Here is a 12,440-nt window from a genome sequence, read left to right on the forward strand (position 1 = left end):
TTCGAATTGAAAAATCCCGAGAGCATCGCTGCCCCCGGGATTTTACGGTCTGATTGTCCAGGCTTTTATCAGGCCGCGCGCATCCGGCGTGCCATGCCGCCGAGATCGCTGCCACCTTCCAGCTTGAAGTTGGAGAGAAGCGCCTGAAGCTGGCGGCTTTCGGCTGCAAGCGTCTCGCTTGCAGCGGTCGTTTCTTCCACCATCGCGGCGTTCTTCTGGGTCATCTGGTCCATGTGGTTGACCGAGGAGTTGATCTCGGCCAGCGCCGTCGACTGCTCGCGGGCAGCCGTGGCGATGGATTCCACATGTTCGTTGACCTTGTTGACCAGGCTTTCGATCTCGACAAGTGCTGTACCGGTCGAGCGCACCAGCGAAACGCCGCCTGCGACTTCGGAAGCCGAGGCGCTGATCAGCGTCTTGATTTCCTTTGCCGCATTGGCGGAGCGCTGGGCGAGCTCACGCACTTCCTGAGCGACGACGGCAAAGCCGCGACCGGCTTCGCCAGCACGGGCGGCTTCGACGCCGGCGTTCAGCGCCAACAGGTTGGTCTGGAAGGCAATCTCGTCGATGACGCCGATGATCTGGCTGATCTTCGTCGAGCTGTCTTCAATGCGGCTCATGGCGGTGACGGCGCTGCGAACAATTTCGCCCGACTTTGCCGCACTCTGCTTGGTCTCATAGACCATGTCGCGGGCTTCGGTGGCGCGGGCAGAGGCGGCACGCACCGTCGTGGTGATCTCGTCGAGGGCGGCTGCCGTTTCTTCAAGCGCTGCAGCCTGCTGCTCGGTCCGCTTGGAGAGGTCGTTTGCCGCCGAAGACAGTTCGGCGGAATTGTCGTTGATCGTGCCGGCTGCGCCGCGCACGTTGCTCATGGTGGCGCTCAGCCGGTCCATCGTCGAGTTGACGTTGGTCTGAAGCTCGGCAAATGCACCCTGGAACTGGCCGTTCATGCTCTGGGTCAGGTCGGCATCGGCAAGCGCTGCGATGACGCGGCGAACTTCCGTGACGGCATTGTCGACGCTTTCCACCAGCTGGTTGACGCCCGATGCAAAGCGGTTGAGGTCTTCGTTCTGGTAGTCCTTGCGGATGCGGCCGGAAAAATCGCCGGCGACAGCAGATGCGACAACTTTCGAAATCGACGTCTGCAGGTCGCTGGAACGCTCGTGAAGGGCTGCTTCCTGTGCCTTGAGGTCGGTCATGGCGACAGCGTTGGTATGGAATACCTCGACGGCGCGGGCCATCGCGCCGATTTCGTCGCCGCGGCTTGCGTCGACGCCATCGATGTTCATATCGCCCTTGGCAAGGCGGGTCATGGCTTCGGTCAGCTCGCGGATGGGGCGAACGATGCCACGGCGTGCGACGATCGTGCTGATCGTGGCGCCGATGATGATGAAGGCGAGGGCCGACAGCGCCGAAACCAGCATGGCGGTGGTCGAGGACGCAACGGCTTCTTCGCGGGCCACAGCCAGTTCCTTGCCCGAATAGGTGCTGTAGACCTTGACGGAGTCGGTGACGACCTTCTGGCCATCCAGCGCCTTTTTCAGCGCAGCCGAGATGGCGGCGGTGTCGGCTGCATTCTTTTCGGCGGTGTCCACCATGCTGCGGATCGAGACGAAATAGCTGTCGAGGGCGGCTCTCACCGTCTTCAGCTGGTCCTGTTCGGCAGCGTCCGCGGTTGCTTCGATCTTCGGCAGGCGTGCCAGCATTTCGCCGGCGCGCTTTTCGGCGTCGATTCGGAAATCCTTGGCTTTGTCCGGCGCCGCGGCCAGTTGATAGGTCATGCGGCTAATTGCGATAATGTCGACCCGCAGATCCATCGCTTCACGAGCGACTTCTTCACGCGCGCCGACTGAAATGATTGCCTTTTGCAGCCCATAGAGCCCGCTTCCCGCAACGCCTGCAATAATAAGAGAAGAAAGGCCCATTACGACGGTAACGAGGCCGAGTTTCTTCGAAATAGCCATATCCCGAATTGCCATAGTGCACACCACTTCAACTTGCCCAACAATACATCCCAACCCGCCAATTCTCGGCATGCGCGAGGACGCCCACCTAACCTATTGCCGTAATTGCGCTAATCGCTGGTTAAAATAGCGGGCGAATATTTGTCCGGACTTGGGCGAAAACTGACAGTACACGCCAGGGTTTGAATTTATTCTCGGTTCTGAGCAAATGCTCAGTATAGGGTACGCTAAAACTGCTGCGAATCCCGAGGCTTCGTTGATCCAGCTGTAAGCCCACGCCGGCCTCGCCTATCGATGCCCCTGAAAACCACGGTCCGCTAACATACGCTAAGTGAGCAGAAAAACTGCCATTCGGCGCTCGTGTCGGTCGAAAACGACGCGGGCTGTGCCCTAAATTAATATGAGTGAAAGAGTCGACTTTAATCTTTACTCTCAAATTCAAGTTTCATATGGTGCGCCAACGACGGGGTTTGCCCCGAATTATTCCGGCCCAATACGGAGAGCATCATGGCGAAGAAACAGAAGCGGAAAAACACGAGTGGCGGCAATGCCGCATCCGATGCTGCGGCATCCTCGAACCGCAGCGCTGCCAATGGCGCCTCCGGGATCGGCGGGGAAGTGGTCTACATCCGCAGCTTTCTCTATGTCGGCGGCCGGGACTGCCAGGTGGCCCATCTGCGCGCCATCGCCACCCGCCACGGCGCGGAACTGATCCATCACGACGGTGGGTTGCGCGAGGCGGTTTCCCGCATCGATACGGTGCTTCCCTCGGTTGACTGCGTTTTCTGCCCGATCGACTGTATCAGCCACGATGCGTGTCTGCGGGTAAAGACCGGATGCAAGAAGTTCGGCGTCACCTTCATCCCCTTGCGCAACGGGTCGAAGTCAAGCCTTGAGCGGGCGCTGCAGACCATCAAGGATCGCAATGATGAAAACAGGTTATCCTGATCAGCCTATTCTCGATCGCGAGGGGCGGGATCTCGACGCGATGGCCGTCCTGCACAAGCTCGCCGAGCAGAGCGGCGACGGCATGGTGACCGAGCTTTACCGGCTCGCGATGGACCGCTCGCAGGATACGGCTGTGCCGAGATCGATACCTTCGAGCCGAACCCGGACGTTCTAGCGCCGGGCCACGGCGCGCAAAAACGCTCCGATCGCGATTGCGAGCCAGCCGAGAATCATAAGATTGCCACCGAGTGGCGCGGCAAACGGAAACAGTCGGCTTCCGAGATAATGACGCGCCACCAGATCACCCGCAAACACGATCGTCCCAAGGCCCAGAATGAGACCGGCCAGCGTCGCTGTGCGGATCTGCTGATGTCCAAGATAAAGAGCGAGCAGCACCGGCGCGTGCGCCAGGCACATCATCGAGGCAGAGCCGAGCAGAAGCGTATCGCCGCCATGACTTGCGGCAGCCGCAAGGCCTACGCCGCAGGCGCCCATCAGACCGCTCGCAAAGAGAATGAACGGCCGCAGTTTATCGAGTCTCGCCAAGGCTCTATTCCCTGTTTTGCATGTGATGAGCCAGCCGCTCGATCGGCGGCCAGATGATGTCGCGCAGGGCCGGGCTTGCGATCGTCTCGTCCATGGCGCGGCGGAAGCACAGCAACCATTCGTCGCGCTCCACCGGTCCGATCTCAGCCCCGAAATGGCGCGAGCGAAGGCGAGGGTGCCCGTGTTTTTCCACATAGACGGGCGGGCCGCCGAGATAGCCGGTCAGATAGTCATAGAACTTCGCTTCACTTCCCGTCAGACTTTGCGGATGAACGGCCCGGCAGCGGGCAGCTTCCGGCAGCGTATCCATCAGGGTGTAGAAGCGCGCCGCGAGGGCCCGAACCGTCGCATCACCCCCGATCGCCTCGTAAAGAGTAATCGTTTCGCCGGATGTGGTCTGCCTGTCCTCGTCTGCCATCACGGTTTCCATGGCTCACCCATCCGGCGTCTTAGACGGATCAAGGGTGGTTGATCGTTCAAGGCTTGGTAGGCCGGAGCAACCGTCAGGGCAAGACCCGGACTAGGGCCTGAGGCGCAGAGCGATGCCGGGCGACTGTCAGGGAGTATCTCTGCATCGATGGTGCCGCCGACGCGGGGTCGGCGGGCACGATGGAGTGCAGCGGCCTTTTTCAGGCGAGCATTCTGACCTTTTCGGTCACGCCTGCATCCGCATTCGAACTCATGGGTCGAATTGAGCTTGCGGGCGACGATGTCGTGGTTGAGCCACACGACAGGACCGGTCGGGTTCGAGGTTTCCGCAAAGATCAGCTGTCCGGTTGCCTCAACGACCAGCGTGCTCAACAGATCGCTGATCAGAACCTTGCTATCCTTGTGCATCTGCGTGATCTCGGCCGAGGTGCCGATGGTGAGATCGGACTGTCCCTGGCTGTTTGGCATCGGCCAACGCTTGAAATCGTAGAAGGGCTGCATGACTTCGTCTGCCTGAAGATCGATGATCTTCTGCAGCGTGTCTTCAACCGTGTAGCCGTCTGCCAGGCGCTCCTGGCAGGCCTGCCACAGTTCTTCAGCCCAGGCGCCGCCGCCTTCCTTCTTCAATGCGAGAAGGAGAGGGATGAGAGGCAGTTCGATACCGGCAAACACGTCGGACGAGTTGGTCCGGATTTCCGGGCAGTTGTAGACGGTCGCCTTGACGCCATCGGCCCAGGCCTTGCGCGCTACATCCTCAAGCCGCATCTTGGCATAGCCCTGCGTGTAGTTGGTGTAGGTCTGCCAGCGATATTCGTCACCGATCAGGATGCCGGTGCCGTGATATCCATAGGCCGTGTAGCGCACCTGGTTGCCCGCGGCTTCGATCCGCGTGCGGATGGCGGTGCTGAGTTCGATCAGGTGGTGATAGGTATTGGCGGAAACCTCGTCGAAGTTTGCAAGGATCAGCTTGCCCATGTCGCTGTCGAGCAGTGTCTGCGAGGACATGTGGCGGGCGCCGCGGCCCTTGTAGATGCGGTTGGCGATGACGAGAAACGCCTTCGCCTTGGGGATGCCACCCGCCATCGTATGAGCAAAGAAGACATTCTTGCCGGCCGGGATCATGTCTTCGAGGATCGCCATGACTTTCGTCAGCGAATTCCGGAAGCGCTCCACGCCGACTGTGCGGCATGCTTCGATGTGATCCCAGTCCAGTTTGTCGGTCTGCCAGCTTTCGAGCGTCATGTCGGCCAGAAGATCGGTCGGGGTCGGCGTGCCGGCCGGTGAGTCGAGATCAAAGCCCGCCATCAGCGGAACGTTGATGATCTTGCCGCCGAGCTGCGTTTCCGCAGCCTGCAGTTCGTCATCGGTCAGCGGACGCAGCGCGTTGTTCTCGTCGCGGCGCCCGACGGTGATGCCGACGATCTTCATGCCCGCACGCTTGGCCTCTTCGATCAGCCCGGTCGCGTAACCGCGCCCGAACAGCTCGCCGAACAGAACAAACACGTCACCTTTGCGAAAGACGACATTTTGGGAAATGCGTTTCAGGGGGATCGGATTTTCCATGGCGCAAACTCTCTCAAAAAGGACCGGAATCGATCCCTCGAATATCTTTGAGACCTAGTGCACCATAAAAACGCGAAATGGGAACTCATTTTGCGTGTCCAAGTATGTCGATTCGTGAACTGACGCGGTGATCAGGGCGGTTGTTAAGGCCGATCGTCCGCCTAACAGCCGTGCCGAAACCGTATTCGGACGGCAACCCGTCCGTCTTCCACGACCATCCCCGCCGTGCACAGCGCAACGCCGGCACGTGCGCAAAAAGGCGCGTTGCATCAGATCTTGTGAGTTCAGTCTTGGAATAATCCTGCGGCGGCAGGGCCTATACGCGCTGCATGCGCTCTTGGAGCGCATCAACGACGGCCTGCAGGAACGCCTTGCGCCGCTCGTCCGTCGTTGCGTCAGCCGTGACCTTGAGGGGGCCGCGGATATTGTTCATGAAACCGGAGTGGTTGAAACTGTCGGCCGCCACGTTGACCTCGACCTCGTCCATGTAATGCGACAGCAGGGGCGCCAAAGCGAGGTTGGTGTCCTTCTGGTACTGGTGGGCCATCACCTGAGCAAGCTTACCCATCTGCACGTACGGACCGAATTCGGCGCTCATCTGTCATCGTCTCCTTCAATTCATGGCCTAGGCGCCTAAGGTAGGGTGAACGCGTCGCAACGCAAATGTCGATCGGGGATATGCGCGCGTTTTCCGAAATGGTCGCGAAAAGTTGAACGAATTAGCGCCGTTGCGTGCCACGGATACCCCAACCTCGTCCGAGGTCATTCAGCCTTTTCCGCCGCGGCGCATCGGCATGCGATCGATCAGGTCGAACATCTCGACGTCGCTGACGACCGTATCGCTTTTCAGCTTCACGCCGCCATCCTTGCCGACAAGGACGACATGAAACGCACCGTCCGCAATATTTGCCTCCGCGCGCAGCCTGCGCGCGTCGATCCGGTCGGCGTCACCATAGATCGTTTCCACGACATCTCCGGAAACCTGCAGCACAACCATGTCGCGCTCCGCCAATTCCGCCTTTTGCGATGTCAGGATGCCGACCTGTCTTGCAATCGATGCATCGCCCTTGTCACCGAAAAGGATGAGGACACGCTTTTTCCATTCGAGGTGTGAAAGGCTGTCCATGGCAAACACCTGCGAGGTTGCGAGCGAGAGGGCGAAGGCGATGAGTGTTCGTTTCATGCGGTCATCTCCAGATCTACCGAAGGAACGCAACAAACGCGTGATGGTTCAGGTGCTTCCTGTCTGTACGCCCTCTCTGGATTCTTGAGCTAGTCGCTCCCATCTTATGATCATCAACTGAAATAGGGAGGTTGCGATGGCAGATACCTCTGCGCACGCACGCGATGGCAACGTCATGGAAATTCTGTCTCCCACCCGGGTCGCCGGCCCGGGCTCGCCCATCTGCGACTGCTGTCGACAACCAAGATCCGTGGAGGAGTTCGATCAGGATTGCTGCGGGATCTGCATAACCTGTCTCGAGTGTGACGACATGCTGGTGGATGTGGAGCCTGAGGCATCGCCTTGCACGGCAAGAGGGCGTCCGGTGCCGTGAGCGGCCAGATGGTGGCAATGGTGTAGGGCAGGGTGGCCTCGATACGCGCCACAGCGGAACCGCGGTGAACCACCGAACGCCTGGTCATGACGATGTCGACCAGAGAATGAAAGGAGGGCTGGATCCGTGACAGAACTTCGGCCAGCGCTCCAGGTGCGTTCAGGAGTTGAAGAGCTGCATAATCGTCTCGCTGCTGCTATTGGCGATCTGCAACGCCTGAACGGCAAGTTGCTGCTGCGTCTGGATTGCGGACAGCCTGGCGGAGGCTTCCTCCATGTCCGTGTCGACAAGGCGGCCTACACTTCAGGAGCCGTTGATCGTACTTCCGAGATACAGCCGTCTGAAAGAAGAGCGACCGAAGAATTGGCTGCGTAATTCGCCTTCAGTAATCGGTGGGCAGTTTTCGAAACTCGTGAAACCGTGATGCACTTCGGACCCCAAACATTCGATGCTGCAATAAATTCAACGAATTTTAGCGTTCTATCGTTAATCCAGGTTCATGGACGCGAACAAAACACCCGCGACAATTCTACAGAAGGTCAGCCTGCCAACAGGCTTCCTTTCGCTGCTTGCGATCTGGTGGTTGATCACTGCGTCCTTCGATATCCCACTGAGTGTACTGCCATCCCCGGCCGATGCGGTGATCGCGCTACTGGAGAGCAAGGGCGTGTTTCGATCGCTAGGAGTAACAATCCAGACGACGCTGATCGCCTTACTGGTTTCCGTCGTCGCGGGCGTCGCCATCGCACTTCTTCTGCATCGCTGGCTTCTGCTACAGCCGCTCGTTCTGCCGCTCTTGGTGACGCTCCAGGTCACTCCCGTTATCGTGCTTGCGCCGGTCGTGGTCGTGGTCGCACCACCCGGGCTGACGCAGGTCATCGTCGCCTTCCTGGTGGCGTTCTTCCCGATCACCGTCAGCACTTTGCAAGGGCTAAAGAGTACGCCATCGGTTCTGCTCGATGCGATGCGGATCTATCCCGTGTCGCGATGGCAGACATTCTGTTATCTGAGATGGCCGTTCGCCTTGCCGTTCTTCTTCAGCGGGTTGCGCACCGCAGTCGGGCTGGCGCTTGTCGGCGCCGTCATTGCTGACATGATGACCGGTCGCGGCGGACAGTATTCCGGTATTGGCATGCGTATCCAGAGCGCACTGCAGGGCAATATCCGGCTTGTGTTCGGCGAAGCCCTGCTCGTCACCGCAGTTGGGATCCTGCTCATCGAAGCCGTTGGAATGATGTCCAAATTGTCGCTTGGCCAATGGCGCGGCAATGACGGTTGACTTTGCATGATGATGGTTGCAATTCCTGAACCTGAAGTTGAACTTCTTGTAGGTCATCTGTGAAACAGCAGTCTGGGTCGACATGCTGGCGAAAGTGTAGATGTCCCGAGCTGGGTTGGGAAACCGTCATGCACATTCGATTGAAAACTGCATCCATCATCGCAATTCTTGCAGGTTGCAGCGAGGAGGCTCTCGCAGCCGACAAGGTTCGTTTCGGCACCGACTGGCTGGCGCAGGCCGACCATGGCGGCTTTTATCAGGCGCTAGCGGACGGCACCTATGCAAAGCATGGGCTCGATGTGGAGATCATACCCGGCGGCCCGAATGCGGCAAACCAGGCGTTGCTGACGTCCGGCAAGATTGATTTCTATCTTGGTACGCCCCAGAACGTGATCAACGCGACGGTCGATGGCAGTCCCCTCGTTGATATCGCGGCAATCTATCAGAAAGCGCCACAGATCCTGATGGCCCATCCAGGTGTCGAGACGTTCCAGGACCTGACACGGCTTGCCGACATATTCATGAGTGCAGGCGGCTACGAGAGCTATTTCGCGTGGATGCTCGCGTCATTCCAGGGTTTTTCCGAGGAACAGTACCGGCCATACAATGGCAGTCTCACGCCCTTCCTCACCAATACTCATTCCGCGCAACAGGGCCTTTTGACGTCTGAGCCGTACTCGGTGCAGCTGCAGGCGGGATGGTTACCGAAAGTGTTTCTACTCGCAGACCAGGGCTACAAGCCCTATGCCCAGACGATCACCGTGCGACCATCGCTGATTGCTGACAGGCCCGATGTCATCCAACGTTTCATCGACGCGACGATTGAAGGCTGGAATACCTACCTTTACGGCGACAACCATTCGGCAAACGAGCTTATTAAGATCGAGAACCCGGACATGACGGACGAGCTTCTCGCCTACGCACTCAATGTCATGAGGCAATATGGCCTCGTCGATAACGACGAGACGGAAAAAACCGGCATCGGCTGCATTACCGAAGAACGCTACAGGTCATTCTTCGACACTCTGGTGGCGGCCGAGACGATCAGCGCAAACTTCGACTACCGTCGGGTTTTCGATGCGCAGTTCGTCTGCAAGGGCGTCGGCGTCGCCTTCCGGAGATAGCTCAGCGAGTTTGTGAGGAAATGATGAGGCCGCTCCATGTCGGCCCCACCTCACGCGACCGGTATCGATCAGTTGAACAACTGCATGATGGTCTCCGGTGCGCTGTTGGCAATCTGGAGCGACTGCACGGCGAGCTGTTGCTGCGTTTGCTTCGCCGAAAGGATCGCCGATGCCTCTTCCATGTCGGCGTCAACGAGGCGACCGACGCCTTGTTCGATATTGTCCATGAGCGTCGCATTGAATTGTGCCTGTATGTCGATCCGGTTTTCCGCCGCACCCAGCGTCGCACCACTCTTGATGACGCGCTCCAGCATCATGTCGAGACCGTTGATGTAGTTGTCGAGATCATTGGCCGGATCGGTGATATCGACATCGAGGATATCGAAATTAGGGCCCCGAACGTTGTCTTCGACGTTGTCGATCGAAAACCAGGAGCGATTGCCCTTGTCGGGATAGAGGGAGCTGTCGATAGTGAAGACGACACTTCCTCCACTAGAAGAAACGATAACGCCGGATGTCGAGAGCGTTCCACCATCTCTGTTTTTTGCCAGATTGAGAATGGAGGCGAGATCCGCTGAGGAATTAACCATGCCGTCAGCCGTTCCGAGCGCGGCATCAACGATATCGCGCGTGACGACGAACTCCTGCTCCTCGGTGTTCGGTAAATTCAAGTCGAAGGTGAAATCAACATCACGATAGATCTGGAAGGGACCGGTGAACGCAAAGGAGGTCTGCGCGTAGCTGCCCGGGGCATCCTGATACGGCGTATCCTCGAACCCGCCGGCAGTAGCCGCTGGGCTTCTGATTACGTTCGTCACCTGAATGCTCGACCCGCTGTTTCCGCTCTGCTCTGTGCTTACGATGGAGAGGAGGGAGCTACTATAGGAGCTTCCATAGGTCGAGACGCGGCTTGAGAGGCCTGCATCTGCGAGGGCTTTGCGGATCACGGTGGCATAGTCGTCATCGTCCGAAATGATGCCATCCGTGGTGCCAAGCGCCGCATCGACAGTCGCCTTGTCGATGGAGACGTTCGTTGCCGCCGTTCCATCAATTGAGATATCAAATGAGATGCTCTCTCCGGCAGCCAACGTCACCGGTCCGGTCATCTCCCATTGCTGATAGCCGTTGCGGTTCTGGCCAGCCGGATCGGCATTGCGGAAGCCTCCGATACCACCGAGCGAGCGAATGTCCTTCTGCAGTGAGCCGCCGCCGCCAACATTGAACACGCTGACATCAGCGGTATCAATCTCCGTCTTGTCGACCTGAACGGTCCCATCCGGTGAACGGATGAAACCGGAGACCACGTAGTCCGGCAGGGAAGAAAGGACCGCAAGATTGTCGTCGGACTTGGTGTTTAACCAGTTCACGCCGCTAAAGCTCGCAGATGTCGCTGTGGCCACCAGCTGCTCTTTCAGTGCATCTAGTTCGCTTTGAACCTTCGACCTGTCGATGCTCGTTTCTGTCGCCGTCACCAACTTTGCACGGAAGTCGCTCACGATATCGATCGTCGTGTCGATCGCCGCCACCGCGACGTCGATTTTTGCAGATCCAATGCCGATGGCATCATTGACTGCCGAGTTGGCCTTGTTGTCAGAGCGCATCGTGGTCGAGATCGACCAGTACGCCACGTTATCGGACGCGGTCTGGATGCGAAGGCCGGAGCTGACTTGCTGCTGTGCGGTATCGAGCTGGTTGTTGACCGTGCGAAGGGTCTGAAGTGCCGCTGTTGCGGAGGTATTGGTTAGTATGCTGGTCACGTTAAAAAGCCCCAAGAGCAAGGGCTAGCCCCCGGACGCGAAAACGGGTCCGGCGAAGTAAGCTAGCAATGATCGGAACATCGTTAACGGTTAACCCAAAGGGTGCCCGTCGTAATGGCGGGACCGTAACCTTTGAAACCCCAGGTCTGGGGTTCTAAGGCTGCGCAGCAATTTTGTGGTGTAAGTGATCGCCGTGCACTTGTGTTGTAGTTTTCGACCGGAAATGGTTAACGGACGGTTAAAAGCTGCAAGCAAAACTTGATATTCCGCAAATTTCTGCGGGGGCAGTAAGGGCGAGGTACGCTGTGGAAAAGCATTCCGACCGGCAGCCCGATCGCCCGGTCTACCGCCTACCAAGGACAGTCGCGACCAGTTCCAACTCCGGGTCGAAGTCGCTGACGAGCATCTTCAGCTGCGCTTCGATTTCCCCGGAATTGGTAATGTCGTTCAGCGGGATCACGTTCCTGCGCAAAAAGCGTGAGTAGAGCCTACCCGTTTCGGCTGCGTCCGGCTGGAACTGAATGCGGTCAAGATTGCTGGCGACGGCCGCGGTCTTGATCGCCTCGATCATGCCTTTCCGAACCTCGTGCGAAGAAGCCGGGCCGACCTCGGCATTCAATCGCAGATATCCTGATATGCCGTCCTCGCTCACCCGCATCTCGGCCAGAAGGATCATTGGATAACCCGCCCACCATCTTTCGCAACCCTTCCAGACAATACCCATCTTGTCGAGCTCATCCCGCCATTGGATAGGAAGGAAAGCCACAAGGTTCTTAGCCGATCCGGCATAGAGGAAATGGCGACCCCCGATCTCGACCTGTTGCTTGAGTCTCAGTTCGCTACCGAACACACTTCGGATCGCACTATCGAAACCGGTATTCGCATTTGCCTTTGCAAGCAGGCCAAGCAGTTTTTTGCTGTCGAGATAAAGCTGGCGCGTATGTTTTTTCATTTCGGAGCGTTCACGTTAAATCAGTCGGTTATTATTTTGGCGCAGGTAGAAATAAGCATCTAGGGGACTGAATGCGTTGAGGAAAGAACCTTGGGTGGAGAGGGTAATCATTGTGCTTACGCTGCGCTAGCGTATTTCCGATCCATTAGAGATCGAGAATAAAAATAAACATCAATGATTTCTTTGCTTTAGTGGCGCACCCGACAGGTTCCTCTATCCGTTATGTGGGGCTCTAACATATTGATGGAATTGACTTTATGTCAACTTAGAACTGCGGTTTTTGAGCAGGATTAATCTAAATTCTGAGCAAATAATTGTGGTA

11 protein-coding genes and 2 pseudogenes are annotated in these 12,440 nt (G+C 57.8%); 4 read left to right on the plus strand and 9 right to left on the minus strand.

Annotated features, from left to right (window positions below; translation table 11 throughout):
• Nucleotides 1-68: 68 nt before the first annotated feature.
• A complete protein-coding gene (locus tag AC0JZ8_RS10970; RefSeq protein WP_244474102.1) occupies nt 69-1,964 on the minus strand; it encodes a methyl-accepting chemotaxis protein in 1,896 nt (631 codons plus the stop codon).
• 507 nt (nt 1,965-2,471) lie between these two features.
• Here AC0JZ8_RS10970 and AC0JZ8_RS10975 point away from each other — a divergent pair.
• Together AC0JZ8_RS10975 and AC0JZ8_RS10980 are read left to right on the plus strand one after the other, a co-directional pair.
• Nucleotides 2,472-2,912, plus strand: coding sequence for a DUF2325 domain-containing protein (locus AC0JZ8_RS10975; protein WP_471892484.1), 441 nt, complete (start codon nt 2,472-2,474; stop codon nt 2,910-2,912).
• Nucleotides 2,893-3,087 carry a hypothetical protein gene (locus tag AC0JZ8_RS10980; protein ID WP_062582724.1) on the plus strand — a complete coding sequence of 65 codons (195 nt, stop codon included), beginning with the start codon at nt 2,893-2,895 and terminating at the stop codon, nt 3,085-3,087. The genes AC0JZ8_RS10975 and AC0JZ8_RS10980 overlap by 20 nt, the downstream gene beginning before the upstream one ends.
• Here the strand turns inward: AC0JZ8_RS10980 and AC0JZ8_RS10985 are convergent.
• The 6 genes and pseudogenes from AC0JZ8_RS10985 to AC0JZ8_RS11010 all read right to left on the minus strand — a co-directional run.
• Complete coding sequence (locus AC0JZ8_RS10985; protein WP_082472047.1) at nt 3,084-3,407, minus strand: DUF423 domain-containing protein; 324 nt, start codon at nt 3,405-3,407, stop codon at nt 3,084-3,086. The genes AC0JZ8_RS10980 and AC0JZ8_RS10985 overlap by 4 nt on opposite strands.
• A 55-nt stretch (nt 3,408-3,462) precedes the next feature.
• On the minus strand, nt 3,463-3,876 hold the full coding sequence (locus AC0JZ8_RS10990) for a group II truncated hemoglobin (RefSeq protein WP_062457851.1): 414 nt from the start codon (nt 3,874-3,876) through the stop codon (nt 3,463-3,465).
• Nucleotides 3,877-4,139: 263 nt separating this feature from the next.
• Nucleotides 4,140-5,450 (minus strand): annotated as a pseudogene (locus AC0JZ8_RS10995) (enoyl ACP reductase FabMG family protein); the annotation flags it as partial.
• A gap of 316 nt (nt 5,451-5,766) precedes the next feature.
• Nucleotides 5,767-6,048, minus strand: a complete 282-nt coding sequence (locus tag AC0JZ8_RS11000; protein ID WP_062455296.1) for a hypothetical protein — start codon at nt 6,046-6,048, stop codon at nt 5,767-5,769.
• Between the two features lie 168 nt (nt 6,049-6,216).
• A complete protein-coding gene (locus AC0JZ8_RS11005) occupies nt 6,217-6,633 on the minus strand; it encodes a DUF4174 domain-containing protein (protein ID WP_062455298.1) in 417 nt (138 codons plus the stop codon).
• Nucleotides 6,634-7,165: 532 nt separating this feature from the next.
• A pseudogene (locus AC0JZ8_RS11010) lies at nt 7,166-7,306 on the minus strand (flagellin); the annotation flags it as partial.
• 199 nt (nt 7,307-7,505) lie between these two features.
• Between AC0JZ8_RS11010 and AC0JZ8_RS11015 the strand changes: the two are divergent.
• Both AC0JZ8_RS11015 and AC0JZ8_RS11020 read left to right on the plus strand, forming a co-directional pair.
• Entirely contained in the window at nt 7,506-8,285 is a 780-nt protein-coding gene (locus AC0JZ8_RS11015) for an ABC transporter permease (RefSeq protein WP_471892485.1), read from the plus strand.
• A 128-nt stretch (nt 8,286-8,413) separates the two neighbouring features.
• Nucleotides 8,414-9,409 (plus strand): ABC transporter substrate-binding protein, encoded by a 996-nt coding sequence (locus AC0JZ8_RS11020; RefSeq protein WP_184653740.1) that lies wholly within the window; start codon nt 8,414-8,416, stop codon nt 9,407-9,409.
• 68 nt (nt 9,410-9,477) lie between these two features.
• Here AC0JZ8_RS11020 and AC0JZ8_RS11025 read toward each other — a convergent pair whose 3' ends face one another.
• Nucleotides 9,478-11,166, minus strand: coding sequence for a flagellin N-terminal helical domain-containing protein (locus AC0JZ8_RS11025; RefSeq protein ID WP_471892486.1), 1,689 nt, complete (start codon nt 11,164-11,166; stop codon nt 9,478-9,480).
• 343 nt (nt 11,167-11,509) lie between these two features.
• Complete coding sequence (locus tag AC0JZ8_RS11030) at nt 11,510-12,118, minus strand: hypothetical protein (RefSeq protein WP_471892487.1); 609 nt, start codon at nt 12,116-12,118, stop codon at nt 11,510-11,512.
• Nucleotides 12,119-12,440: the final 322 nt, after the last annotated feature.

The organism is Velazquezella soli (assembly GCF_977018685.1).

Bases quoted from the DNA above. Each gene is read 5' to 3' on its own strand.
- AC0JZ8_RS10970 (WP_244474102.1), bottom strand. From the start codon at position 1,964: ATGGCTATTTCGAAGAAACTCGGCCTCGTTACCGTCGTAATGGGCCTT.
- AC0JZ8_RS10975 (WP_471892484.1), top strand. From the start codon at position 2,472: ATGGCGAAGAAACAGAAGCGGAAAAACACGAGTGGCGGCAATGCCGCA.
- AC0JZ8_RS10980 (WP_062582724.1), top strand. From the start codon at position 2,893: ATGAAAACAGGTTATCCTGATCAGCCTATTCTCGATCGCGAGGGGCGG.
- AC0JZ8_RS10985 (WP_082472047.1), bottom strand. From the start codon at position 3,407: ATGGGCGCCTGCGGCGTAGGCCTTGCGGCTGCCGCAAGTCATGGCGGC.
- AC0JZ8_RS10990 (WP_062457851.1), bottom strand. From the start codon at position 3,876: ATGGCAGACGAGGACAGGCAGACCACATCCGGCGAAACGATTACTCTT.
- AC0JZ8_RS11000 (WP_062455296.1), bottom strand. From the start codon at position 6,048: ATGAGCGCCGAATTCGGTCCGTACGTGCAGATGGGTAAGCTTGCTCAG.
- AC0JZ8_RS11005 (WP_062455298.1), bottom strand. From the start codon at position 6,633: ATGAAACGAACACTCATCGCCTTCGCCCTCTCGCTCGCAACCTCGCAG.
- AC0JZ8_RS11015 (WP_471892485.1), top strand. From the start codon at position 7,506: ATGGACGCGAACAAAACACCCGCGACAATTCTACAGAAGGTCAGCCTG.
- AC0JZ8_RS11020 (WP_184653740.1), top strand. From the start codon at position 8,414: ATGCACATTCGATTGAAAACTGCATCCATCATCGCAATTCTTGCAGGT.
- AC0JZ8_RS11030 (WP_471892487.1), bottom strand. From the start codon at position 12,118: ATGAAAAAACATACGCGCCAGCTTTATCTCGACAGCAAAAAACTGCTT.